18 protein-coding genes and 1 pseudogene are annotated in these 23,953 nt (G+C 72.0%); 7 read left to right on the top strand and 12 right to left on the bottom strand.

The features are described from left to right. Positions 1 to 54 precede the first annotated feature (54 nt). Positions 55 to 282 (top strand): CDGSH iron-sulfur domain-containing protein, encoded by a 228-nt coding sequence (locus VF330_RS41045; protein ID WP_330857167.1) that lies wholly within the window; start codon positions 55 to 57, stop codon positions 280 to 282. Here VF330_RS41045 and VF330_RS41040 read toward each other — a convergent pair. The 3 genes from VF330_RS41040 to VF330_RS41030 are packed head-to-tail and all read right to left on the bottom strand — an operon-like array spanning position 204 to position 2,593. Beyond that, entirely contained in the window at positions 204 to 1,226 is a 1,023-nt protein-coding gene (locus VF330_RS41040; RefSeq protein ID WP_330857166.1) for an iron-containing redox enzyme family protein, read from the bottom strand. The genes VF330_RS41045 and VF330_RS41040 overlap by 79 nt on opposite strands. Beyond that, a complete protein-coding gene (locus VF330_RS41035; RefSeq protein WP_330857165.1) occupies positions 1,201 to 2,151 on the bottom strand; it encodes a carboxylate-amine ligase in 951 nt (316 codons plus the stop codon). The genes VF330_RS41040 and VF330_RS41035 overlap by 26 nt, the downstream gene beginning before the upstream one ends. A gap of 10 nt (positions 2,152 to 2,161) precedes the next feature. Then, positions 2,162 to 2,593 (bottom strand): DUF4383 domain-containing protein, encoded by a 432-nt coding sequence (locus VF330_RS41030; protein WP_330857164.1) that lies wholly within the window; start codon positions 2,591 to 2,593, stop codon positions 2,162 to 2,164. 94 nt (positions 2,594 to 2,687) lie between these two features. On the opposite strand from VF330_RS41030, the gene VF330_RS41025 reads away from it, so the two are divergent. After that, entirely contained in the window at positions 2,688 to 3,089 is a 402-nt protein-coding gene (locus VF330_RS41025) for a hypothetical protein (protein ID WP_330857163.1), read from the top strand. On the opposite strand, the gene VF330_RS41020 is transcribed toward VF330_RS41025, so the two are convergent. The 4 genes and pseudogenes from VF330_RS41020 to VF330_RS41005 all read right to left on the bottom strand — a co-directional run bounded on the left by VF330_RS41020 (position 3,038) and on the right by VF330_RS41005 (position 8,778). Then, positions 3,038 to 3,175 (bottom strand): LuxR C-terminal-related transcriptional regulator, encoded by a 138-nt coding sequence (locus tag VF330_RS41020; RefSeq protein ID WP_236220116.1) that lies wholly within the window; start codon positions 3,173 to 3,175, stop codon positions 3,038 to 3,040. The genes VF330_RS41025 and VF330_RS41020 overlap by 52 nt on opposite strands. 2,235 nt (positions 3,176 to 5,410) lie before the next feature. After that, positions 5,411 to 5,857, bottom strand: a pseudogene (locus VF330_RS41015) (AAA family ATPase); the annotation flags it as partial. A gap of 126 nt (positions 5,858 to 5,983) precedes the next feature. Further along, entirely contained in the window at positions 5,984 to 6,172 is a 189-nt protein-coding gene (locus tag VF330_RS41010) for a hypothetical protein (RefSeq protein WP_330857162.1), read from the bottom strand. Then, entirely contained in the window at positions 6,169 to 8,778 is a 2,610-nt protein-coding gene (locus VF330_RS41005; RefSeq protein ID WP_330857161.1) for a type 2 lanthipeptide synthetase LanM family protein, read from the bottom strand. Before VF330_RS41005 ends, VF330_RS41010 begins: the two co-directional genes overlap by 4 nt. 142 nt (positions 8,779 to 8,920) lie before the next feature. On the opposite strand from VF330_RS41005, the gene VF330_RS41000 reads away from it, so the two are divergent. Together VF330_RS41000 and VF330_RS40995 are read left to right on the top strand one after the other, a co-directional pair. Beyond that, positions 8,921 to 9,985: a helix-turn-helix domain-containing protein gene (locus tag VF330_RS41000; protein ID WP_330857160.1), complete on the top strand. Its 1,065-nt coding sequence runs from the start codon at positions 8,921 to 8,923 to the stop codon at positions 9,983 to 9,985. Between the two features lie 50 nt (positions 9,986 to 10,035). After that, positions 10,036 to 11,238, top strand: a complete 1,203-nt coding sequence (locus VF330_RS40995) for a glycoside hydrolase family 27 protein (protein WP_330857159.1) — start codon at positions 10,036 to 10,038, stop codon at positions 11,236 to 11,238. 9 nt (positions 11,239 to 11,247) lie between these two features. Here the strand turns inward: VF330_RS40995 and VF330_RS40990 are convergent, their stop codons facing one another. Both VF330_RS40990 and VF330_RS40985 read right to left on the bottom strand, forming a co-directional pair. Then, the gene (locus VF330_RS40990; protein ID WP_330857158.1) at positions 11,248 to 11,835 is read right to left on the bottom strand and encodes a superoxide dismutase family protein; all 588 of its coding nucleotides are present in this window, start codon (positions 11,833 to 11,835) and stop codon (positions 11,248 to 11,250) included. A gap of 13 nt (positions 11,836 to 11,848) precedes the next feature. Beyond that, positions 11,849 to 14,242, bottom strand: coding sequence for a hypothetical protein (locus tag VF330_RS40985; RefSeq protein ID WP_330857157.1), 2,394 nt, complete (start codon positions 14,240 to 14,242; stop codon positions 11,849 to 11,851). Positions 14,243 to 14,362: 120 nt separating this feature from the next. On the opposite strand from VF330_RS40985, the gene VF330_RS40980 reads away from it, so the two are divergent. Continuing rightward, entirely contained in the window at positions 14,363 to 16,240 is a 1,878-nt protein-coding gene (locus tag VF330_RS40980) for a S41 family peptidase (RefSeq protein WP_330857156.1), read from the top strand. A gap of 102 nt (positions 16,241 to 16,342) precedes the next feature. Here the strand turns inward: VF330_RS40980 and VF330_RS40975 are convergent, their stop codons facing one another. Continuing rightward, on the bottom strand, positions 16,343 to 17,269 hold the full coding sequence (locus VF330_RS40975) for a LuxR C-terminal-related transcriptional regulator (RefSeq protein WP_330857155.1): 927 nt from the start codon (positions 17,267 to 17,269) through the stop codon (positions 16,343 to 16,345). Between the two features lie 182 nt (positions 17,270 to 17,451). Here VF330_RS40975 and VF330_RS40970 point away from each other — a divergent pair, with 182 nt between their 5' ends. After that, on the top strand, positions 17,452 to 19,242 hold the full coding sequence (locus VF330_RS40970; protein ID WP_330857154.1) for a S8 family serine peptidase: 1,791 nt from the start codon (positions 17,452 to 17,454) through the stop codon (positions 19,240 to 19,242). Between the two features lie 263 nt (positions 19,243 to 19,505). Continuing rightward, the gene (locus VF330_RS40965; RefSeq protein WP_330857153.1) at positions 19,506 to 20,252 is read left to right on the top strand and encodes a PIG-L family deacetylase; all 747 of its coding nucleotides are present in this window, start codon (positions 19,506 to 19,508) and stop codon (positions 20,250 to 20,252) included. Positions 20,253 to 20,303: 51 nt separating this feature from the next. Here the strand turns inward: VF330_RS40965 and VF330_RS40960 are convergent, their stop codons facing one another. Together VF330_RS40960 and VF330_RS40955 are read right to left on the bottom strand one after the other, a co-directional pair. Further along, on the bottom strand, positions 20,304 to 20,924 hold the full coding sequence (locus VF330_RS40960) for an LPXTG cell wall anchor domain-containing protein (RefSeq protein ID WP_330857152.1): 621 nt from the start codon (positions 20,922 to 20,924) through the stop codon (positions 20,304 to 20,306). Between the two features lie 132 nt (positions 20,925 to 21,056). Continuing rightward, a complete protein-coding gene (locus VF330_RS40955) occupies positions 21,057 to 23,927 on the bottom strand; it encodes a bifunctional RecB family nuclease/DEAD/DEAH box helicase (protein ID WP_330857151.1) in 2,871 nt (956 codons plus the stop codon). Positions 23,928 to 23,953: the final 26 nt, after the last annotated feature.

The following is a 23,953-nucleotide window of genomic DNA, read 5'->3' as shown; positions in this document are numbered from 1 at the left end:
GCAACGGCCTGATCGAACCCGGTCAGCGGCAGGAGGAACTGGTGGTGATCCGAGGTGACCGGCCTGAACGCCCGCAAGGTGACGGTGGTGCCTAACGGGCCGGTGCTCGTCGAGGGACCGGTCGAGCTGGTCACCGACGACGGCGAGACGCACACCAGCGACCGGTTCGTGGTCGCGGTGTGCGCCTGCCGCCGCAGCAAGCGCTACCCGTTCTGCGACACCAGCCACCGCAAGCGCGTCCGCAGCGACGACTCACCGGACCGCCACGACGACAGCAGGTGATCCGCCAGCCGCTGCTCCAGCAGTTCGGTGGCCTGGATCCCGAAGACCACGTCCGGCCGCAACCCGGGTTCCTGCTCCAGCAACGAGCCGATGACGTCATGACGCATGATCTGCTCGTGCACGGCATCGGCTTCGATGTGCTCGGTGAAGAACTCCGCGCAGCGCGGGTCGGCCTCCAGCCGGCCCAGCGCCTGCGCCATCCGGTGCGCGCTCGGCGCCGTGGTGATCTCGGCCGCGGCGAAGTGCCCGACCAGCGCGCCCCGCAGCGACCGGTGCAACCCGAAGAGCGACATCATGTTGACGATCGCGATGGCGGGCGCGGGCACGTCGTCCAGGTACGCCAGGTACTCCGACGACATCCCGGCGCCCTCCAGCAGGTCCGCGTAGAGGCGCGAGTGCATCCGGTCGGCCTTGCCGCCGCCGAACTCGTCGAACTCCACGGCCACCAGCGCCGCCTTGGCCCTGCCGCGCAACCGCGGGATCACCCACGCGTGCGGGTCGGCCTCCTTGTGGTGGTACACCGAGCGGTGCGCGAAGTACTCGCGCATCTCGTCCCACGTCCCGTTGTCGCGCAGGTGGTGCGAGACACCGGAACCGGGAACGTGCTCGACGAGAAGTGCGTCCAGTTCGGACTCCAGGTCGTCGCCACCGTCCACACGGGACCGCAGTGCGCCGAGGAACGCCTGTTCGACCTGACCGCGCAGCCTCAGCAGCTCCGGATCCCACTCCCAGGAGGGGTCCACGCCGTCGAAGCCGCCGTAGTGCAGCTCGTACATGACGTGCAGGGCGATCGTCAGGTCTTCGCCGAACGGGTCGGCGGCGGAGAACTGGATCGTCCGGCCGGTGCGGTCCCGGCCCAGCGTGTCGATGACGGCCTCGGACAACGGGCCGCGCGGCGTGGGAAGCTTCACCCCGAGGTCATACCCGCCGTTCCACGAGGTCATGCACCAGCGCGAGCTCGCCGCGTTCCTCCAGTGCCGGCGTCACGTGCTCCAGCAGCCGTTCGAGCAGCTCGGTCGCGGGCACCCGGTGCTCGGCCCACGGGTCGACGCCCGCACCGTCCAGACCGTACCGGGAAGCCGCCCAGACGGCCGCTGCGCACACGTCGTCCCGCACCGGCGGTGTTTCACCACCCCGGCACGCCGTGTGCACCAGCGCGCGGCTCAGGGCCGCCTGCAGCACGGCGTCCTCGACCGTCTCGGCGGCGTCGGCGCAGCGGAACTCGACCGTCGGCAGCTTCGGGGACAACCGCACGAGCCAGAACGTCTGGGCGCCGTCCACGAGCGTGCCGCACGCCACCATCCGCGCGACCTGGCCGTCGTAGTCGGCCGGACTCGCGAACACCGGCGGCACACCGGAACCGGGGAACCGGGACTGCTCCACCATCCGCCAGCTCGCGTACCCGTGGTCCGGGGAGTTCGCGGCCAGCGCCAGCAACGTGGGCAGCCACGGCCGGACGTGGTTCAGCACCCGGACGCCGGTCTCGCGGTCCGGCACGCCGACGTGCACGTGGCACCCGCTGGCCTCGTAGTGCTCGACGACACCGGCGTAGGTGTCGAGCACACGGCGGAACCGCGGGTTGTCCCGGCTCACGATCGGCTGCTTCGACGGTTTCGGCGGTGTGCCGCGGGAGATCATCCCCAGCCCGAGCTCCCCGGCCGCCTCGGCGAGCGTCTTGCGGGCCCGCCGCAGCGCCTCGCCGAGGTCGGTCATGGACGTGCACGGGCCCGTCGCCGCCTCCACCTGGGTGCCCGCGAGCTCGGCGTGGAACTTCGTCAGCTCCGTGTCCTCGACACGCGCCAGCACGGCGTCGGCGCGCACCGAGGTGCGGCCGGACGCCGTGTCGACGAGCAGGAACTCTTCTTCCACACCAACGGTGTCAGCGCACTGCGGCACGCTTGCCAAGCAACACCCCCAGTCCGATCATGCCGATGCCGAGGACGAAGTGCAGCCAGTCGTCGGCGCTGTTCAGCGGCACGAAGTTCGCGCCGCTCATCTTGTCGATGACGAGCCCGTACAGCCACAGCACGAGGTAGATCGCGCCGCCGCCGATCAGGTACGCCCGCGCGCCCGCCGCCGTGCGCGCCATCAGGAACCCGGCGACGCCGAACAGCAGGTGCACGATGTTGTGCAGGACCGACACCATGAAGATCCCGAGCAGCATCGCGCCGGACTCGTGACCCGCGAAGGTCATGCTGTCGTAGTCCGTCGTGACGCCGGGGACGAAGCCGAGCACACCGACGAGCGCGAACACCGCCCCGACGGCCAGTGCGGCCTGCTGGACCCTCGTGCGAGTTGTCACGTCGACCATCGATCTCACCTCGGAAGTTTGGTCGTGAACGCTGGTCGAACTGCGGCTACCCGGCGAAGGTAGAGGCAAACGCCCCGCGGGTATTCGGTGCGGCATGGACGACGACAAGACCATCGAGGCCCTCGGCAAGCTCGGCAAGGCCCTCGAGACCGTGGAACAGGCGCGCGGCCACCTCTACTCGTTCCACCAGCTCACCGGCACCGCCGACTTCCTGCTCGACGACGCCATCGCGGCGTTGCGCGAGGCGGGCCACCACGAGCACGCGGACCGGGTGCAGCGCGACCTGCTCGGCCGCAACGTGCTGCCGGGCAAGTGGACGTTCGAGGTCGTGGAGCAGTACGACGACACGTTCTACGACGTCTTCCGCGAGGTCACCCGAGACGCCCGCGACGCCCTCGGCGGCGGCAGGCGTCACGAGCACGAGGCCAGGCTCAAGCGCGAACGTCAGCGGCTGAGCGCGGCGGCGTACGCGGACAGGGACTCGCGGTCCGGCTGACCGGTCTTGGCGATCAGCGACGCCACGTGCTTCTCGACCGTGCGCGGCGAGATGTGCAGGCGCGTGCCGATGGCCTTGTTGCCCATCCGGTCGGCCAGCAGCACGAACACCTCGAACTCGCGGACCGTGACGCCGTGTCCGCGCAGCTGCCGCGGGACCTGCTCGGTGCCGGTGCGGCGCTGCTGCACGGGCACACCGGCCTGCCTGAGCAACCCGCGGCACGCCGACGCCACCGCCGGGATCCCCGCCTGGTGGAAGTGCTCCTCCGCGGCCCGCAGCCAGCCGACCGGGTCGCCCCAGCCGGAGGCCTCCGGCGCGACGAGCCGCAGGCCGAGGTGCCGGGCCAGCGGGTACGGCGCCGCCGCTTCCTGGGCACGCTGGAACGCTTCGGTAGCTTCCCCGCACCGGCCGGCGCGGCCGAGCAGGACGGCGTGCGCGAGCTCGACGAACTGCCGGTTCCAGCGCATCCGGGCGGGGGAGGTGGCGGTCAGCGCGCGGTGGTCGGCCCAGCCGAGGCGGCCGTCGAGCACGCCGAGCAGCAGCCGCATGCCGTGCGTGCCGGAGAGGTGGAACGTGGTGGGGTTCTGCGACTCCAGCGCGAGCGCGTGGTCGATCTCGCCCGCGGCCTGCTCGTGGTTCTCCTCCAGCAGGGCGCAGAACGCCCGCGCGAGCCCGTAGCAGAGCGGGTGCTCCTGCGCGCCGCTCCTCGCCACCGACTCGAACTCGCCGATGGCGGCCTCGGTCCCCGCCCGGTCGCCGCGGTGCGCGGCCAGTGTCGCCCTCACCATCAGCAGGTACCGGGTCAGCGCGTGGAACTTCAGCCGCCCGGTCACCTGCAGGCACGTCTCGACCTGCTCGGCCGCCCGCGCGTACTGCCCGGTCAGCACGGACTGCAGCGACAGGATGGCGTCCACGTTGTACGCCACCGTGATCGCGCCGGCCTGGCACGCCTCGGCGTGCGTGCGGTCCAGTGCCGCGGTGCTGCCGTCGACGAGCCATTCGTTGCCCGCCAGCCGCACCATGGCGTAGACGTGCTGGATCGGCATGTGGTGGGTGTCGGCGAGCGCGAGCGCCTTGCCGAAGCACGTGCTGGCCTCGTCGAGGTCCTGGTCGCGCGCGATGATGCCGAGCAGCTGCCACGCCTCGCACGCCACCTCAGGCAGCCCGGCCCTGTCCGCCGCCAGCGCCGCCTGCCGCGCGAGGTCCGCCGCCGAGTCGATCCGGTCCGTGCTGGGGATGTTGAGCGCCAGGTAGGCCGAGTTGACGTCGAGCTGCGCCCTCAGCTCGTCGGGCGCGTCCGGGCCGAGCAGCACGCGGGCGGCGCGGACCTGCTCGACGCCGTCGCCGAACCTGCCCGCGATGTAGGCCACTCTGGACAGTCGTGTGTGGAGCTTCGCGCGGGCGGTGCCGTCGAGGCCGTGCAGCTCGGCGAGGTCCAGCGCGAAGGCGCGTTCGAAGTCGCCCGTCTCCGCCAGCGCGGGCAGCAGCGTGTCCAGCACGCCGGCGCGTTCGGCGACCTCGCCCGCCAGCAGGGCCTGCGCCCGGTCGAGCAGCGCCACGGCCGACTTCGCCGCGCCTCCCGCCAGCGCCCGCCTGCCCGCCTCCGCGAACAACCGGCCCGCCAGGACCGGCGACCCGCCGTCGAACCGCAGCTTCGCCACGAGCGGGCACCAGTCGCCCGGCAGCCCGGGGTGCAGGTCCTCGATCGCGTCCGCCGTGCGCGACGACAGGTCCGCACGTTCGGCCGGCGTGAGCTGGGCCAGCAACGCGTCCGCGGTGAGCGGGTGCCGGAAGGCGTACCAGTCGGGAGCGGGCTCGTCCGGCGTCACGAGCTGCGCGGCCACACCGGCGTGCAGGTGGCTGAGCAGCCCGCGGTCGTCGGTGCCGGTCACCCGCTGCACCACCGAGAGCGGGAACCGGTGGCCCAGCACCGCCGCGATGGACAGCACCTCGCGGCCCTGCGGTCCCAGCCGGTCCGTGCGGTGCGCGACGCTGCGCACGAACGCCGCCGGCACCGGGAGCTTGAGCTCGCCGAGCACCTGCCAGCCCTGCGCACCGGACACGAGCAGGCCGCCGCTCACCATGCCGTGCAGCAGTTCCTCGACGATGAACGGGTTCCCGGCGCTGTCCGTCCACAACCGCTCGGTCAGCTCGGCGGGCACCTGCTCGCTCTCCAGGCACGCGGCGGTCATCAGGACGACCTCGTCGCGGGAGAGCCGGTGCAGCTCCAGCAGGGTGCCCGACCCGCGCTGCACCACCCGGCGGACGAGCTCCAGCGCGTTGCCCGGCTCGGTGCGGATGGTGGCGAGCAGCAGGACCGGCTGGTCCTCCAGGTTGTCCGCGAGGTACTCGATGACGGCGAGCGTCTCGGCGTCGGCCTCGTGCAGGTCCTCGAGGACCAGCAGCACGGGGTCCTTGCGCGCGACGGACGCGAGCAGCCGCAGCACCGCCTCCGCGAGCACCACGACGGACTCCGTCGTGGACCGGTGGTCGTGCCAGTCGGGGATCAGCGTGCCCAGCACGGGTTTGTAGGGACCGAGCGCGGAGTCGTCCGGCGGGTCGCCGCGGAACAGTCCGAGGAGGGCTTCCGCGAGGGGGCGGAACGGCACCATCGGACCGATCGTCGTGCCGCGGCCCTTGAGGACCCTCAGACCCTCGTCGTAGGCGTGCCCGGCCGCGTACCGGGCGAGCCGGGACTTACCGATCCCCGCCTCGCCGGTGAGGAAGACGGCGCCGCCACGGCCCCGCCGCGTCCGCGCGAGTGCCCCCGTGACGGCCGCGACCTACCGGTCGCGGCCGACCACGTGGGGCGCTCTGGTATGCAAGTCTGGACCCTAACGGTCCTCGTCCGCTCGCCGTATCGGCTGCACAGACGTATTCGTCGTGAAAGGTTCTCAGACGACGCTGACGGTCGTGTCCGAGATGGCCGGGGTGATCGCCGTGAACGCGCTCGCCGCCAGGGCCAGGCCCATCAGAGCACGCGCCCGCGCGCCCGCGGAGGTGGTCGGGGCCAGCTCCATCTCCCCGAGCACGTCCTCCTCCGCCGCGGGCCGGACGTCCGAGCGGTGCAGGGACTCGTTCATCTGGTGCACTCCTTGGGTTGGTGTGGTGGTTCGAGCAGCAGGACCGACGGCACCGCGAACCCCTGTCGCAGGAGACCGAGGCCGATACCGGACAGGCCGGTGAGCAGTCCGGGCGACGGGACGCCACCCGGTGTGGCACAGCGCGCGCCGTGCTCGTCCAGTGCCCCGAGAACCAGCGCCGTGCGACGGGCGGCGGCACCGGGGTGGTGGGCGGCCAGGGCCTCGACGACCCCGAGCTCGCCGTGGCAGAGGCTCATGTCCCGCAACGGTTCCCTGGACGCGAGCAGACCGGCCAGGCGGTCGTCACCGCGTGCGAGGGCGGCACCGGCCAGCCCGGTGCACCAGCCGATGTCCGTCGGGTCGATCGCGTCGCTCTCCAGGAAGGCCGTCGCCGCCACGTCTGATAACTCGTCGCCGACCGCCGCCGCGTAACGCCGCAGGGCCCAGCCGACGCCCGCGTGGCCCCTGGCGAAGCCGTTCACCGGGGCGGACGCGCCTCTCAGGACGGTCGCGTAGTGGGCGGCCAGCGCGAGCGACTCGGGCGTTCCCACGGACAGCATCGCGGCCAGCGACCCGGCGACGCCGTCCACGACGCCGACCGCCGTGTCCTCCCGCGGCATCACCGACACGGCCGTCGACAGCAGCGCGGGGTCGAGGTCGAGCAGCGGTGTCAGCCGAGCGAGGCCGTGGCAGATCCCGCCCAGGCCGTGCAGGCCGCCCCCGGCCACCGCGGCCAGCGCGGGCTCGGCCGCGAACACCTCCAGCAGCGCGGGCAACGGCCGCAGCGCGTCCCTGGCGAAGTCCTCGTACCGCGCGGCGCCGGTCAGCGCGCCCAGCTCGGCGAGGAACAGCGCCACACCCGTGTAGCCGTTGGACAGACCGGCGCCGAGCGGCTGCACGGTCCAGTGCCGGTCGTCGACGAGCTCCAGCCCGATCCAGTTCGCCCGGTCCCCGTCCGCGACGGCGTGGGCGAGGATCCGGTCCGCGATCCCGCACGCGGCGACCAGCAACCGGGCGGGATCGGGGTCGACGGCGGCGACGTGACCGGGCAGCGCCGCGCCGGAGCGGTGCGAGACGGGGCGGGGCCGCGACGCCAGCAGCGCCGTGATCACCCACTGCTGGTCGTGCCGGTCGACCTCGCTCATCCCGGCGATCTTGCGTTCGACGGCGTGCAGCCCGGGCTCCGGCAGCATCCCCGGCAGCCGGAGCCCGGACGCGGTCCACAGGTCGGCGGATCCCGGCCTGCACGTGAACAGCGGCACGTCACCGCGCCACAGGTCGGACACCTCGAACGGCACCAGCCGGTCGAGCAGCGGGTCGTCGGCCACCAGCACGCCGAACGCCAGGTCGCGGTCCAGCGCGTCGACCAGGACCGACGGGTGCGTCGACTCGTCGAGCAGCCGCGCGTACTGCCGCGTCGCCCGCGCCACGAACCGCACCTCGTCGTGCGCCGCCTGGCGGACGAGCCGCAGCAGCTCGTCGCGGTGCGCGACGATCGCGTCGTAGCCCGCGCGGAACCCGGCCAGCAGCGAGTCCTGGTAGTCGGCGGGCTCGGCGGGGACACCGCCCAGCACCGGCCGGTTCCCGGCGCCGGCCGACTCCTTGGGCCGCCGGACCAGCCGCATGCGGTCGGTGCCCGCGTCGGCCCAGTCGACGACGTCCAGCGGCGACGGCACGCCGTGGTCGCCGCCGACCCCGGACACGTCCGCGACGCCGTTGTCGCCCAGCAGCACGTGGGGGAGCAGCGCCGTCCGGTGCACCGACCTGACCAGCGCGAGCGCCGCGGGGTCGGTGCCGGGCGCGAGCGTCGGGTGGAACAGCGTCTCGACGTCCACGAGCACCGGCTGGTCGCCGCACGCGATCAGGTTCTCGTAGTGCATGTCCGTGCCGTCGACGGCGTAGAGCAGGGCGAGCAGCGCGCCCAGCCGCCGGTAGAACTCGGCGACGCCGGCCACGTCCGCGCACGGTTCGTGCTCGACGTGCTCCACCCACCCGTACCCGGTCCCGCCGAGGAGCCGCGGGGAGCGGAAGCTGATTCCAGTCCGGATGGAAAGCCACTGCAGCTGGGCGGTGAAGCGGGCGTGCAGCTCGACCGGTCGTGGCCGGTAGACGAGCTTCGCGCCGGAGTCGAAGGTCAGGACCGCCACGGTCCGGCCCTGGTGGTGGGCGTCGCCCAGGCCGGTCCGGATCGACGCGAGAGCGCCGGGGTCGCGTCCCTCGAACACGGTGGCGACGATCGCCGGCCGGTCGCGCTCGAAGCGGTCGGTCAGCTCGCGGTGGGCGGCGACGGCCTGCTCGCAGGCCTGGGCGAGCAGCCGCGCGAGCACCGGGTAGCGGTGGAACAGGTCCGGCAGGTCGAGGGTGCGGGTGAACTCGACGAACCGCTCGGCGCTCGTCGGGCTGACGAGGGTCCGGCGCGCCCGGTGCAGCTCCAGCACCAGCGTGCGCGCCGCGATGGCCACCAGCCGCCGTCCGAGCTGCTCGGCGAACACGGCGTCGAACGGCGGGGCCACCTCCGTGCGCGCGGCGTCGACGAGGGGCCGCAGAGCGTGCGCGAAGGCCGCTCGCCAGCTCTCGCCGGTGCTGGTGTCGGCCGCTGAGGTCACGCCGGAGAACCTGGCACGCGTCCGCGCACCCGCACATGGGGACCTGCCCCCCAGATTTGCGCGAGGACGTGAATATGGGGGGCCGCCACCCATGTTTCGACATCCGTTCGCCCCGAGACTCGGACCGGAGGAGGGGACGGGAATGAGGGAGTTCGGGGAACTACTGCGCACGCACCGCATCCACGCGGGTCTCACCCAGCAACAGCTGGCCGACTTCGCGATGGTGAGCGTGCGGGCCATCCGCGACCTGGAGTGCGGCCGGACCCGGACACCCCGGGCCGAGACGGTGCGCCTGCTCGCGGACGGTCTCCGGCTGGACGACAGCAGCCGCGCGGACCTCGCGCAGGCAGGGGGACGTCCGCCGGTGAAGACGGGGGTGGCACCGCCGGCGCCGACCGCGTCGATCGTGGGCCGGGAGGCGGAGACGGCGGCACTGGTGTCGCTGCTGGCGGGCGACCGCGACCGGTTCGGCCACGACGGCCCGCGACTGGTCACGATCACCGGCGTCAGCGGCGTCGGCAAAACCCGCCTCGCGCTCGAGGCCGCGGGCGAGCTGCACTTCCGGCACGGCTGGTCGGTGCTGTGGCACCTGGCGTCGCTCCCGTCGATCGACGACGAGCAGGACACCGTCCTGGTCACCGACCGGTGCCCGGACCCGTGCCTGCTGGCGGTCCACCCGCGGCTGCGGATCCTGGTGACCGCGCTCGCGCCGGCGGGACTGCCCGGCGAGCACGTGTTCCCGCTGGCCGCGCTCTCCGACGAGGCCGCGGTCCGGTTGCTGCTCACGCACGTGCACCGGGTGCGGCCCGGGTTCCGGCCGGAACCGGCGAACCAGGCCGCGCTGACCGGGCTCGTCCGCGAGCTGGACGGCCTGCCGTCGGCGCTGGAGTTCGCCGCCGGCTGGTTCATGGTCTACTCGCCGCAGCACCTGCTGGAACGCCTGCGCTCCAACCCGATGGACCCGACGTCCGCGCACCTGCGCGACGCGCTCCGCCGTTCACTGTCCACATTGGATGAAGGCGAACGGCGCGAGCTCGCCGAGGTCATCGAGCACGGCAGCCGCGAGGACCCGCGCGAGCTGAGCGTCCGCGGGCTGGTGCGCAACGCCGGGGGCCGGTACGAGGTGCTCAACCTGGTGCGGGCGGCGGCGCTGGAACCGGTGCCGGGACCGCACTTCGTCGGCGGGGTGGCCCTGACCTGGCCCTGACCCGGCGGCGGCGATCGGTACCGCGCACCGGCATCGGGCACAATCGGGCCATGCTCTCGCGCAGGTGGTGGTTCGTGCTGGCGGCGATCGTGCTGGTGATCGGCGTGGCCGCCTGGTACGTGCGTCCCGACGAGGCCGAGCCCGCTCCGGCGGTGCAGCAGGCCGCCGGTCCGCCGATGGGGTGGAACAGCTGGAACCGGTTCGCGTGCGACATCGACGAGCAGCTCGTCCGCGGCCAGGCCGACGCGATGGCCGAGTCCGGCATGCGCGACGCCGGCTACACCTACGTGGTGGTCGACGACTGCTGGATGGCGGAGGAACGCGACGCCGACGGCAAGCTCCAGGCCGACCCCGCGACGTTCCCGTCCGGCATGAAGGCCCTGGGCGACCACATCCACGCGCAGGGCCTGAAGTTCGGCATCTACTCCTCCGCGGGCTCGCGGACCTGCGAGGGCAGGCCCGCCTCCCGCGACCACGAGGAGGTGGACGCGCGGACGTTCGCCGAGTGGGGCGTGGACTTCCTGAAGTACGACTACTGCGAGTCGAAGAACGCCGACCGCCCGACCGGACTGCCGGCCAGGGACCGCTACCAGAGGATGAGCGACGCCCTGCGCGCGACCGGGCGGCCGATCGTCCTGTCGGTCGTCGAGTGGGGCGACGAGAAGCCGTGGGAGTGGGCGTACGACGCCGGCGGCACGATGTGGCGCACCACCAGGGACATCAAGCCGAACTGGCCGAACATCACCGGCATCCTCGACCAGCAGGTCGGCCTGGAGCGGTACGCGCGGCAGGGCGGCTGGAACGACCCGGACATGCTGGAGGTCGGCAACGGCCTGAACGAGGACGAGAACCAGTTCCACATGACGATGTGGTGCCTGCTCAACGCGCCGCTGATGGCGGGCAACGACCTCACCGCGATGGACTCGGTCACGTCCGGCGCGCTGCTCAACCGCGGCCTGCTCGACGTGCAGCGCGACTTCGGCCAGGGGCAGGGCCGCCGGCTGCGGCAGGACGGCGACACCGAGGTGTGGGTCAAGGGCATGTCCGACGGCTCGGTCGCGGTCGCCCTGCTCAACCGCGGCACGGAGGCCACCTCGGTGACCACGACGGTGTCGGAGGTCGGGCTGCCGTCCGCCGGGTCGTACCGGGTGCTGGACCTGTGGAACGGCGAGCAGCCGGCCACGTCCGGACCTCTCGGCGGTGACGTGGCCGGGCACGGCGTGATGGCGCTGCGGGTGTGGCCGTCGCGCTGAGAGCCGGTCTCAGAACGACGCGGTGAGGCACGCCAGCCGGTCGCCGGCCGTGCCCGCCTTGCCGTGTTCGGTGCTGGTGTGCGCGGCGTGCACGACGACGGCGTTCGCCTCGCCCCGGCGGAACTCCCACGGCACGGTCGCCGAGGCGGTCGCGGCACCCCGTGCGTCGGTGGTGAAGTCGAGCCAGATCTCGTTCTGCGCGTTGGCGTACTTCGGGTCGACGCTGGGCGTGACCGGGTCCTTCTCGTTCTGGTAGTGCGGGCCCGAGTCGGCGGGCTTGGCGCCGCACGCCTTCGTGTGCACGTGCGAGCCGTACTGGGTGTCCGGCACCAGCCCGGACACCTCCAGCTCGACGGTCGTCCGTCCACTCGCGACGGAGGAGGCGGCGGAGAGCTTGGCGCCCAACGGGATCCGCTTCTCGTCGTAGGTGATGCCCTTCGGCTGGTCGCCGGACGCGGCGGGCGCGGCCACCGCGGTCTCCGCCACCGGGGTGACGGCGGGGGCGGTCGAGGACGGGGCGGACGACGGCTCCGCGCCCGCGCATGCGGTCAGCGTGAGCAGGGCGGCACCCGCGAGGGCCGCTGCGGTGGTGCGCATGGTTCTCCTTGAGTCAGCTGCGTTCCAGGTTCCCATCCCCTCCGTCTCCACGATCGGGTGACCGACTCAGGTCGAGCGCGACGAGGTCCGCGAACGCCTCGCGGTAGGCGGCGCAGAGGTGGTAGTCGCTGTGGGTGTCCACCTGGTCCGGTGCCGAATCCGTCTCGCCCGCGCGCCGGTCGACGGAGTTGGGAACCCAGCCGTGCACGGGAAAACCGAGGTAGTCGGTGCGGCGCCAGAGGTTGATCCAGTTGCCGCCCAGCAACACCGACAGCCCGCGCTCCTGCTCCGCGCCGGGGTCGCGCCGCCACGGGTCGCACGAGAACAGCGCGCCCGCCCGCACCTCCGGCGTGCCGAGCACCGCCGGCCCGAGCAGCTCGGGGAAGATCCGCCCGAAGTACGGCCGCAGCTGCACGCCGTACGTCAGCAGCTGCACCCGTTCCAGGTAGCCGGCGGGCAACGCGTACAGCGCCGCCACCGCCAGCACCGCGCCCAGGCTGTGCGCGGACAGCACGACGCGGTTCGCCGGCGACTCGTCCAGGAACTCCCGCGTGCGGTCGGCGATCTCCGGCACCGCGCGCTCGGCGTAGCACGGCGGCGCGAACGGGTGGGCGGTGCGCGGCAGGAAGCACATGAGGTCCCACAACAACCCCAGCGGACGGCGGTTCGTCAGCATCCCGGCGCCGACGAACGACCCGATCACCGCGACCCCGGCGAGGCCCGTGACCCAGTCACCCTTGCCCACCACCCACGTGACGCCCGGCCACTGCGCCCACGACGGCGAGGCGAACGTCAGGTAGCACGTCAGCACCAGGCCCAGAACACCCGACGTGGACAGCACACCCACGACGGTCTCCGACCGGTGCGTGACGGCGACGACGTGCCGTGCCCGCACGACGAGCACGGACGCGTCGTCGTCGAGCAAGGCCGGCGCGGCCAGGCGCGACAGCAGGACCACGGCCTCCGCGAGGACCAGCAGCACCAGCGGCACCAGCGCGACCGCGAACGCCGCGCTGAACCACGAGTAGAACACCGGCGCCACCAGCCCGGTCCCGACCCAGCCCCGGAACGTCAGCACCAGCACGGTCGACGACATCACCGAGGCCACCAGGGACAAGCCCAGCAGCACACCGGGTCCCGCGCCGCGCCAGGCCTGCCACCGGTCACCGGCACGCGGCCGGGCCCGCCATGCCAGCACCCCGCCGAACACCGCCGCACCGGTCCACGCGAGCGGAACCCAGTGCGTGGCAACCAGGAACGCCACGAACAGCACCAGCAGCGCCAGCGGTCCCTTGGCGTCGTTGCGCCGCCAAGACCACGCCGCGAGCACCGACCCCAGCAGTGCCGCGGTGACCACCGGTGGTCCCCACGACGTCAGCCACAGCGGACCGCCGAAGACCGGCGCGGCCGCGTAGAGCGCGAAGCCGTGCGCCACCAGCACGACCACCGCCGAGATCATCAGCAGCCACGACCACAGGCCGCCCTTCTCGGTCGACGGCACGTCCGGGCAGTCCGTCGCGGTCACCACCACCCGTGCCACCACGACCGCCAGCACGCCGCCCGCCAGCACGGTGAGCACCAGGAAGACCCAGTGCCGCCACAGCTGGGTGCTCGTCACCAGCACCACCACGCAGCACCCTGCGGCGATGTGCAGGCGGGTGAGCCGGCGGATCCGCGGGCTGCCCTCCCACATCGACGCCCGGCTGAGCATCACGCCGGCCCGCCGCACGGGCGAGCGCCGCATGGTCGTGCTCTCGTACCTGCTGCGCGCCAACGAGGTCAGCGTCATCAACCCGAGCAACAGCAGCACCGGCACAGCGGACGCGGCGAGCACCCGGACGTGCTGCGGCGGGTCGCCGAGCAGGTCGAGGAACTCCGGCAGCCGCTTGCACGTCGCACCCGGCAACGAACACTGGACCGCGTAGACGTCGATGGCCACCTCGCAGACCGCGAGCACCAGCAGCACCGTGAGGCCCAGCCCGAACAACCGCGTCGAGGCCGCACCGCGTCCGGCGTTCCACCACACCCGGTGCTTCGTCGTCGGCACCGAGTCGTCGGGGAGCCTGCGCGACCAGTAGGCGACGTTCGCGAGACCGAACGGCAGCAGCAACGCCCACCCGATGCGCCCCAGCACGTTCGCGAGCACCGACGGCACGCCGCTGCCGGGAACGCCGGGACTGCTGCGCGCCATGCCGCCCCACGAGTAGGCCTCGCGCCGCACGTCCCCTGGCACCCGGCCGGGGTGGTCCGGCGGCAGGTCGGCGAGCTTGTCGGGCCGGGGCCGCCAGAAGCTGCCGAACCGGTCGCCGCGGAACTGCTCCACGGCGTGGTCGGGGAGCGCGAGCATCGCGGTCGGGGGCGTGTTGTTGACGCCGTGGATGCGCAGTTCGAGGACGCGTGGGGTCATCGCCGACCTCCCTTTACTCCAGTTGTCGTCGCGAAAGCTGCTCTGTTCAGCGGCCGAACGGGTGAAAAGGGTGTATCCCGGCGCGTTCGGAAGCCTCTACTTGGCAAGGAGGCCCCCATCATGACCGCAACCGCTCACCCGAACATCGCGAACTCCGTCGGACTGGCCGAGTTCCTCGCCACCGCCGGCACGCTCACCCTCGCGCAGCGCAAGCTCGTCGTCGACCAGGCGCTGCTCCTGCTGGAGCAGAACTACGCGCACCTGCCGCTGAAGGTCGCCATGCACGCGGTGAACCCCGTGCAAAGACTCAGAGTGCTCAGAGCCAGACTCGAACGGCAGACCGACGCCACGGCCGAGCCCGAGTGGCAGTTCCACCGCGAGCTGTCGAGCACCTTCCACTCGGTGCGCGACCTGCACACCAACTACCTGCTGCCCGCGCCGTTCGCGGGCAAGATCGCCTACCTGCCGTTCCAGCTGGAGCGCTGCTTCGCCGAGGACGGCACCGAGCAGTACCTCGTCGCCCGCACGGTCGCCGGTTTCGACGGCCTCGCCGCCGGTGCCGAGGTGACGCACTGGAACGGCACGCCGATCGCGCGCGCCGTCGCGTTGAACGGCGCGATCTTCGCCGGCAGCAACACCGCCGCGAACCTCGCCCGCGGCCTCGAGTCGCTCACGTTGCGCCCCTTGGTGATCCAGCTCCCGCCCGACGAGGACTGGGTCGTCGTCAGCCACCGCACCGAGAGCGGTGAGGCGGGGGAGGTCCGCGTCGACTGGCAGGTCACCGAGAACCTGCCGCCGATGACCGACGTCGACTCGCTCTCGCCTGCGGCGGCCGCGCAGGGAGTCGACCTCGACTCCGACGAGAAGGCCCGCGCCAAGAAGCTGTTGCACGCGCCCGCGGTCGTGCGGGCCGAGGCCACCGGCGGTGCCGTCGCGGTGGCGGCGCAGGACGTCGCGACGACGATGCCCGGCGTGTTCCGCGCGCGTCCGGTCACCACGCCGTCCGGCACGTTCGGGCACCTGCGGATCTTCACGTTCAGCGTCGACGACCCGGAGGCGTTCCGCGCCGAGTTCATCCGCCTCGCCGCCCTGCTGCCGCAGAACGGGCTCATCGTCGACGTGCGGGACAACGGCGGCGGCCACATCTTCGCGTCGGAGTTCCTGCTCCAGACGATGACGCCGCGCCACGTCGACCCGGAACCCGTGCAGTTCCTCAGCACACCGCTGAACCTGCGGATCTGCCGCCGCCACGCCGAGGACCCGACCGGCCAGATCGACCTGGGCCCGTGGTTCCCGTCGCTCGACTCGTCCACGGAGACGGGCCAAGCGTTCTCCTGCTCGCACACCATCACGCCGGTCGAGGGCGCGAACGCCGTGGGCCAGACCTACCACGGCCCGGTCCTGCTGGTCACCGACGCGCGCTGCTACTCGGCGACCGACATCTTCGCCGCGGGCTGGGCCGACCACGAGCTGGGCCCGATCCTCGGCGTGGACGACAACACCGGTGCCGGCGGCGCGAACGTGTGGACGCACGGACTGCTGACGACGCTGCTGAAGATCCCGGCACCCGCCGACGCCGAGTCACCGTACAAGCCGTTGCCGGGCAAGGCGAACATGCGCGTGGCGATCCGCCGCACACTGCGCGTCGGCAAGCTCGCCGGCACGCCCGTGGAGGACCTGGGCGTGCGGCCGACGCACCGGCACAAGGTGACGCGCGCGGACCTGTTGCAGAGCAACGTGGACCTGCTCGCGCGGGCGGGCGAGCTGCTGGCCGCGCTGCCGGTGCGCAGGCTCGGAGTGGCGGTCGCGGGGACGACCGTCTCACTGGACACCGTGAACCTCGACCGGGTGGACGTCTACGTCGACGGCCGCCCCGCCACCTCGCTGGACGTGACCGACGGCGCGCACACCGCGACGGTGACCGCGACCGGCACCGAGGTGCGCGTCGAGGGCTTCGCGGGAGGACGGCTGGTGGCCGCGCGCAAGGTCGCCAGCTGAGCGAGGGCGGGCGCTTCCGGTGGCACCACGACCGGAAGCGCCCGCTCCCGCACCACGTCCCAGCTCACGACCAGCAGTGCTCACCCTCAGCCGCGCCCCGCCTCACAACCACCCGCGCCGCATCGCCTGCACCCCCGCCTGGAACCGCGTCTGCGCCCCGCACCGGTCCATCAGCTGCCGCACCCGCCGCTGCACGGTCCGCGGCGCCAGCCCGAGCTGCCGCGCGATCGACTCGTCGGTCAGCCCCGCGGCGAGCAGGCCGAGCAGGGAGGGGTCCACGTCGGCCGCCGCCGCGTAGATGCCGCCGGGGCTGAACGGGATCCCCTTGTCCCAGTACAGCTCGAACGTCGACCGCAGCACGTCCAGCAGCGCCGACGGGCGGATCAGCAGCACCTTGTCGACCACGTCGCCGTTCACGACGGGCAGGACGGCCGCGTGCGTGTCGATCACGGCCAGCTTGAACGGCAGCGTCGGCGTCACGCGGGCGCGTTCGCCGGCCGCCACCAGGTCGATGATCTCCGTGACCCGGCCGGGGATGTCGACGGCCGAGCGGTCGTAGACGACCCGCCACTGCACGTCCCGCAGGCGCGTCTCGTCCTCCAGCGCCACGTGCTGGCCCAGCGGCGTCACGTACGGCGGCTGGTCCAGCACGCAGACCTCCTCGCGGGCGCCGCGCAGCAGGGCGTGCCACAGCTCGCGCACGGCGTCCACACCGGACACCACCTCGACGAACGCGTTGTCGGCCAGCTCCTCGTCGCGGTTGCGCAGGTACAGCTCCATCAACGGGCCGACGTCCGCGCGCGCCCGGCGGTGGGACTCCTCGCGGGCCGCGATCAGCGCCTCCACGGCGAGGTCCGGCGCGACGGCCTGCCACACGTCGCCGGGCAGGTGCCGGACGAGGCCGAGCTCCCGCATCTCCTCCAGCACCGCGGCGGAGACGCCGATTTCGTCCGTGGTGCGGCTTCCGCCCGTTACCAGAAGCTCGTAAACGGCCGTCAGCTCCGGGGCGACGCCCAAGTGTCCGAACACGGCCACATTGTGCGCCATTCGGCCCAAGAACCCTGTCGTGAACACGTCAGTGTCGCCATTCGGCCTCCGCCAGACCTGTTTTCGCAGGTGTGACGCGACTTACGGTCCGTCCACCTCCGCAGCCGGTTCAGAACCCTGACGCCCTCAACGGCACGCGAAGGCCCTGCGTGGAAGGACCTCACGTGAACGGATTGCGACGCACGAGCGTGTGCGCCGCGGCAGTCTCCGCCGCCGTGCTCAGCGTTGTCTCACCAGTCAGCGCCGCTCCCGCCCAGATCCAGTCCCAGCCGGACTCGACCCAGGTGAACCGCCCGTTCGAGCGGTTGATCGTCGGCTACAAGCCGGGTACCGCAGAAGCCTCGTCCGACTCCGCTGCCTCGGACGACGTGCGCGGCAAGGGCAAGTCCGTGCACCGCCGCATGTCGAGCGGCGCCGTCGTCGTCGACCTGGGCGCGAAGACCGCGAACGCCGACAACACCATCCAGGCGTTCCGGAACGACCCCAAGGTCGCCTACGTCGAGCCCGACCTGCTGATGCAGCCGTTCGCCGACCCGAACGACACCGAGTACTCCCGCCAGTGGGACCTGTTCGAGGCCACCGCCGGCATGAACGTGCCCGGCGCGTGGGGCAGCACCACCGGCGCTGGCGTGACCGTCGCGGTCATCGACACCGGCTACGTCACGCACTCCGACCTGGCGGGCAAGGTCGTCGCGGGGTACGACTTCGTCTCCGACTCGGCGCGCGCTCGCGACAACAGCGGCCGCGACTCGAACCCGGCCGACGAGGGCGACTGGGTGGCGCGCGGCGAGTGCGGCACCGACGCCCTCGGCAACCCGGTGCCCGCCGCGGACCAGGCCTCGTCCTGGCACGGCACGCACGTGGCCGGCACCATCGCCGCCGCCACGAACAACGGCAAGGGCATCGCGGGCATCGCCTACGACGCCAAGATCCAGCCGTTGCGGGTGCTGGCGAAGTGCGGCGGCGCGACCTCCGACATCGCCGACGCGATCACGTGGGCGTCCGGCGGCACGGTGAGCGGCGTGCCCGCGAACACCACGCCCGCCAAGGTCATCAACATGTCGCTGGGCGGCCAGTCGTCCTGCTCGACGACCTACCAGAACGCCATCAACGGCGCCGTCAACCGCGGCACCACGGTCGTCGTCGCGGCCGGCAACTCGAACGCCGACGTCGCCAACTTCACCCCGGCCAACTGCAACGGCGTCATCGCCGTCGCGGCGACCGGACGTGAGGGCAACAAGGCGTTCTACTCGAACTACGGCAGCCGCGTCGACATCGCGGCGCCCGGCGGCGAGACCCGGCGCGGCACCGACACCCCCGGCACCGTCACCACGCCGGAGAACGGCATCTGGTCGACGCTGAACGCCGGCGCCACCACCCCCGGTGCCGAGAACTACAAGCCCTACCAGGGCACGTCAATGGCCGCCCCGCACATCGCGGGCCTCGCCGCGCTGCTCGTGGCGAAGAAGCCGTCGCTCACGCCGGCCCAGGTCAAGGACCTGATCAAGACCAACTCCCGCCCGCTGCCCGGCACCTGCTCCGGCGGCTGCGGAGCCGGTCTGGCCGACGCCGCCAAGACGGTGGCCGCGCTCGACAGCACGCCTCCCAGCGGTGGCCTGGAGAACACGACCGACGTCGCCATCCCCGACCGCGGTGCCGCCATCACGTCGTCGATCACCTCGACGCTGTCCGGCAACGCCTCCGCCACCACCAAGGTCGGCGTGGACATCGTCCACACCTACCGCGGCGACCTGGTGATCGACCTGGTCGCGCCGGACGGCACCGCCTACCGGCTGAAGAACTCGTCCTCTTCGGACAGTGCCGACAACGTGGTGGCGACCTACACGGTCAACGCCTCGTCCGAGGTCGCGGCGGGCACGTGGAAGCTGCGGGTCCAGGACGTGTACTCCGGTGACACCGGGTACATCAACTCCTGGAACCTGACCCTGCGCTAGTGGCGTGGCTCAGAACGTTGCCGGGGGAATGCGTGGTCAGACGGGCGCATCGTGGTGCCGCCCCCACGTCCTCGTACTGGTTGTACGGGGGCGTGGGGGCGGTGCCGCGAGGTGTCCTGCTGAGCGTGGATTACCTCGCCGACGTTCTGAGTCGCGCCACAGGCTCCGCGGGTTCGCCGAGCGGCGGCGCCTCCTCCCCAGTCCAGGGGAGGCGCCGCCCTTTCACGCGTTTGAACGGTTCCGCCACAGGTAACGTCGCAGGCATGGCAACACTGGTGACGTTCCACGCGCATCCCGACGACGAGTGCATCGTCACGGGCGGCGTGATGCGCAAGGCGTTCGAGGAGGGACACCGGGTCGTGCTCGTCGTCGCGACGCGCGGCGAGGCGGGCGAGGTCCCGGACTTCCTGGAGGAGAACGAGGAGCTGTGGCAGCGCCGCGTCGTCGAGACGCACGCGGCGGCCGACCTGCTGGGCGCGGCCCGCGTGGAGTTCCTGGGCTACCGCGACTCCGGGATGATGGGCGACGAGCTCAACTCGAAGCCCGGCTCGTTCTGGACCGCGGACGTCGAGGAGGCCGCCCAGCGGCTCGCGGCGATCCTCGTGGAGGAGAACGCCGACGTGCTCACGACGTACGACAGCTTCGGCGGCTACGGCCACCCCGACCACATCCAGGTGCACCACGTGGGCAAGCGCGCCGCGGAGATCGCCGGGACCCCGAAGGTCTACCAGGGCATGGTGCGCGAGTCGGAGTTCCGCGAGGCGTTCCGGCGCGCCAGCATGGACGTGCCGCCCCCGATGGAGGGCGCCGTCCCGGAGTCGGAGATCACCGTCGGCGTCGACGTCACCAAGTACCTCGGGGTGAAGCGCGAGGCGATGCGCGCCCACGCCTCCCAGATCACCGAGGACTCGTTCTTCCTGTCGCTGGACGAGGAGACGTTCGCCTTGGCGTTCGGCACCGAGTGGTTCATCTACGACGGCGACGGACCGGCCGACGCGTTGGACCTCTAGCAAGCGAAACGGGGGCGGCCGCCGGCCGCCCCCGTCTCTCGTTCAGCTACTTCACGCCGTGCGACGGCGACGAAGGAACAGCAGGGTGCCGGCACCGGCGCCCACCAGACCCAGACCCGAGAGCAGCAGCCACATCGGGGAGGCACCGGTCGCCGCGAGCGGCGGTTCCGGAGCGCTGCCACCAGGGGCCACCGGGGAGGCCGAGGTGGTCACCGGGGGCACGGAGGACGAGGGCGCCTCCGAAACCGAGCTGCTCGGCACGGGGGGCTTCGTCTCGGACGACTTGGTCGGCGGCGCCTGCACGCACGCAGCCGTCTCGTGCGTCTTCTCGTAGTTGTGGTTCGAGCCGTCGGACGCCGTCACCTTGATGGTGAACTTGTGCGCGACGGTGCCGTCCGCCTCGAACTTCTTCGACTCGACCTTGTTGCCGACCTTCTCGGGCCAGTTCTCGCCGAACTTCTCGTCGACCAGGACCTTGTCGCCGTCCTTGATCAGCACGGTGTTCTTGTTGCCGCCCGCGTACTGGGTCAGCTTGACCGACAGCACAGCCTTGTCCTTGACGCACTCCGCCGACGACACCGGGGTGTGTGCACTGGCCGGGGTGGCCAGAGCCAGCGAAGCGATGGTCGCGGTCGCCGCCACCGCGAACGCGCCCAGAACTCTGCTTGCCATGAAAACTCCTGCTCTGCATTGGTGCTTTGGCGGATCAAACACATCGACTTACCAAATCACCCGACCGGGTGAACCGGGTCACGCTAGCAACGCACAGCGCTCAGAAGGTCACCGTATGGCAACGGAGTGGTGTCACCACGGATAGATCGACATGTTTTCTGTTAGGCCGATGACGCCGGCCACCAACCGCATCTGCTCCACGCCGCGCACATCGGCATCCAGCAAGCGTGGCGAGCAGATCATCACGGCGAGCGCCTGGGCACGCGAGAGTGCCACGTTCAATCTGTTACGTGACAAAAGAAAGTCCAGGCCACGCGGCAGGTCCACGGTGGACGACGACGTCATGGACATGATGACCGCGGGTGCTTCCTGTCCCTGGAACCTGTCCACAGTGCCCACGCGAGTTTCGTCGAAGCCCGCATCGGCGAGCTTTCTGCGGATGACGCGGACCTGCAGGTTGTACGGCGCGACCACGAGAACGTCCGCGGCGGTCAGTTCGCGCGTCGTGCCGTTGTCCGTCCAAGTACGACCGACGATCTGCCGGACCGTGTCGACGACGGCGTCCGCCTCCTCCGCCGACGACGTGATGTTGTGCCGGTGATCGACTTCCCGCAGGTAGATGCCGGGGTCGATGCCGGAGATCGCCCGGTTGGCCGCTGACTCGTGCGAATGGAGTAGTCCCGCGTAGGAGAGCTCGGACACCGGCTTGCAGACGGCCGGGTGCATCCGGCGCGTCTCGGCGAGGAAGTAGCCGAGGTGGTCCGGGATCACGTCCGCGTCGCCGAGCAGGTGCCCGAGCGCGGAGGCGTCGGAACCGGGTGGGTGCACGCCCTGCACGACCTGCGGCAGCTGTTGCGGATCTCCCAGCAGCACGAGGTTCCGCGCCGCCGTCGCCACCGCCACCGCGTCGGCCAGCGCGAACTGGCCGGCCTCGTCGATGATCATCACGTCGAACGGCTGCGCCTTGACCACCGCGTTGGAGAACGTCCAAGCGGTGCCGCCGACCAGGTGTCCCTGCGGGTGCTCCTCCCGCCAGCGGGCCAGCGCGCCGTTGTCCTTCGGCTGGTCCCACGGCACGCCCTCCTCGGGCTTCTTCCCCTTGTGCCGCTTGGCCATCGGGATGCCGGGGTCGACCGACGACAGCACGTTCTCCACGGCCTTGTGCGACGTCGAGGTCACCGCGACCGTCTTGCCCTGGTCGATCAGGTGCTTCACGAGCTTGGTGGCGAGGTACGTCTTGCCGGCGCCGGGCGGTCCCTGCACGGCGAGCGTGCCGCCGTCGAGCTGGTCGACGGCCTTGATCACGGCCTGCACCACGTCGGGGTGCTGCGGCAACGGCTGCGCGGGCGGCGTGCGCAGCAGCAGGTCGATGCCGGGGTTGCGGGGGAGCAACGGCAGCAGGTGCACCGCCTGCTCGGCCAGCTCCGCGACGGCCTCGTCCTTCGGCGACGCGGGCACCGGACTGCCGGGCAGCACGGCGATCGGCACCTCGGCGTGCTCGTGCGAGTTGCTCTCGGTCAGCACCAGCTCGTACGGGTTGTCGTCCGCCACCACGGCGTTGCGTGTGACGTTGCCGGGGTAGAGCAGCCGGACCTGCTCGTCCTTGCCGAACGGGTGCGGCCGCTCCGGGTCGATCCGCGCCTTCACCTGCCGTTTGTGCGTCCGTACGCGTCCGCTGGGCGGCACCCAGTCCTCGGTCCGCAGCGTGATCGGCACGGCGCAGTTCGAGTCGGTCTCCAGGTCCGAGATCGGCGCGCTGGCCTGCCGGAAGAAGTCACCCCACGCGGGACTCGCCTCCCGCCGGTGGTACCCGACCGTCGCCGCGAACAACGCGTGCCCTTCGGCGAGCAACGGCTCGGTCAGCGCCGCCATCCGCCGCGCCCGCTCCGCCGCCTTCTCGAGCGCCGCCTCGTCGCGTTCCTGAGGCGGCGCGGTCTCGACGTCGTGCTCGCGCTTGACCCGCACCAGCAGGTCCCGGACACCCCTCGTGGGGTTCTCGTCGTCCAGCAGCGGCCTCAGCGCCTGGAGCGTGTACTCCCGCGTCGACACCCGGACGGCCCGCCGTGTGAGCGCTCCCAGATCCACGCACCGCCGCACCAGCTCGTCCACTTCGGACTCTTTCGTCGCGGCGCGCGCGGCCCGGCCGGCCAGGTCGTGCGGCGTGAAGTGGTAGACCGTGCCGACCGGCGTGCGTTCGACGAACTCCTCGAACGTCCCCTGCCAGCCCGGCGTGCGGAACGTGTCGCCGTCGACCTCCAGGAACACGTCGTCCTCCGCCGGCTCCGGCAGGTTCGCCAACGCCTCCGGCGCCACGACCTCGTAGCTGACCACGCCAGTGCGTTCCTGCAGCACCTGCAACCGCGCCTGCGCCGTCAGCGCCGTGAAGCTCGCGGGGGAGAGGGTGGCCGGCCGTTCCTCGGTGGCGGCAAGCGCGTCGATCGTGTCAATGCCGGCTGAAACCAGCTTCCGCCGCTGGTCGGTCCGCAACCCGGCCACGAGCGACAGGTCCCGTGCCTCCTCGCGCCCCGACGCGCAGTGCCGGGCGAACCGGCACCCGGTGCAGGCCGCCCGGACGTCACCCCACGACCGCGTCGGCGCGGGTCCCGGCTTCGCGAGCCGGTTGCGCAACCGGCCGAGCAACGGCGTGAAGTCGGCGATCCGGAACGACGTCCTGCGCCTGTCGACGATCAGATGCGCACGCTCGGCCCCCACCGCCTGAGCAGCCGCGACCAGCGACAGCACGGCCAGCGGCGTGGCCTCCTGCACCACGTCGCACGGCTCGTGACCGTCGGGGGTGCGGACCAGCGTCTGCGCGGTGCAGTGGAAGACGCCGTCGAAGAACACGGCGTTCTCGACGATGTCGTTGCCCGAACGCATGTCGGCGGCCGTCCTGGCGGCCAGTCGGTGCAGCTCAGCAGGGTCACCCCGCCGCTCGTCCCGCGCCAGGAAGCTGCGGTGCTCGCATTCGAGCAGGTCGACGAGGTCCGACGGGCTGGCGAGCATGGACAGTGATGCTAATCAGTCCCCGC

The organism is Lentzea sp., from assembly GCF_036380075.1.
Classification (GTDB): Bacteria; Actinomycetota; Actinomycetes; order Mycobacteriales; family Pseudonocardiaceae; genus Lentzea.
Note: the sequence above shows the minus strand (reverse complement) of the source record. Positions and strands in the feature narration are given on the sequence as shown.

Coding starts and splice junctions, on each gene's coding strand:
- VF330_RS41040 (WP_330857166.1), bottom strand. CDS start 1,226: ATGACCTCGTGGAACGGCGGGTATGACCTCGGGGTGAAGCTTCCCACG.
- VF330_RS41030 (WP_330857164.1), bottom strand. CDS start 2,593: ATGGTCGACGTGACAACTCGCACGAGGGTCCAGCAGGCCGCACTGGCC.
- VF330_RS41025 (WP_330857163.1), top strand. CDS start 2,688: ATGGACGACGACAAGACCATCGAGGCCCTCGGCAAGCTCGGCAAGGCC.
- VF330_RS41020 (WP_236220116.1), bottom strand. CDS start 3,175: ATGGGCAACAAGGCCATCGGCACGCGCCTGCACATCTCGCCGCGCACG.
- VF330_RS41010 (WP_330857162.1), bottom strand. CDS start 6,172: ATGAACGAGTCCCTGCACCGCTCGGACGTCCGGCCCGCGGCGGAGGAG.
- VF330_RS41000 (WP_330857160.1), top strand. CDS start 8,921: ATGAGGGAGTTCGGGGAACTACTGCGCACGCACCGCATCCACGCGGGT.
- VF330_RS40995 (WP_330857159.1), top strand. CDS start 10,036: ATGCTCTCGCGCAGGTGGTGGTTCGTGCTGGCGGCGATCGTGCTGGTG.
- VF330_RS40990 (WP_330857158.1), bottom strand. CDS start 11,835: ATGCGCACCACCGCAGCGGCCCTCGCGGGTGCCGCCCTGCTCACGCTG.
- VF330_RS40985 (WP_330857157.1), bottom strand. CDS start 14,242: ATGACCCCACGCGTCCTCGAACTGCGCATCCACGGCGTCAACAACACG.
- VF330_RS40980 (WP_330857156.1), top strand. CDS start 14,363: ATGACCGCAACCGCTCACCCGAACATCGCGAACTCCGTCGGACTGGCC.
- VF330_RS40965 (WP_330857153.1), top strand. CDS start 19,506: ATGGCAACACTGGTGACGTTCCACGCGCATCCCGACGACGAGTGCATC.
- VF330_RS40960 (WP_330857152.1), bottom strand. CDS start 20,924: ATGGCAAGCAGAGTTCTGGGCGCGTTCGCGGTGGCGGCGACCGCGACC.
- VF330_RS40955 (WP_330857151.1), bottom strand. CDS start 23,927: ATGCTCGCCAGCCCGTCGGACCTCGTCGACCTGCTCGAATGCGAGCAC.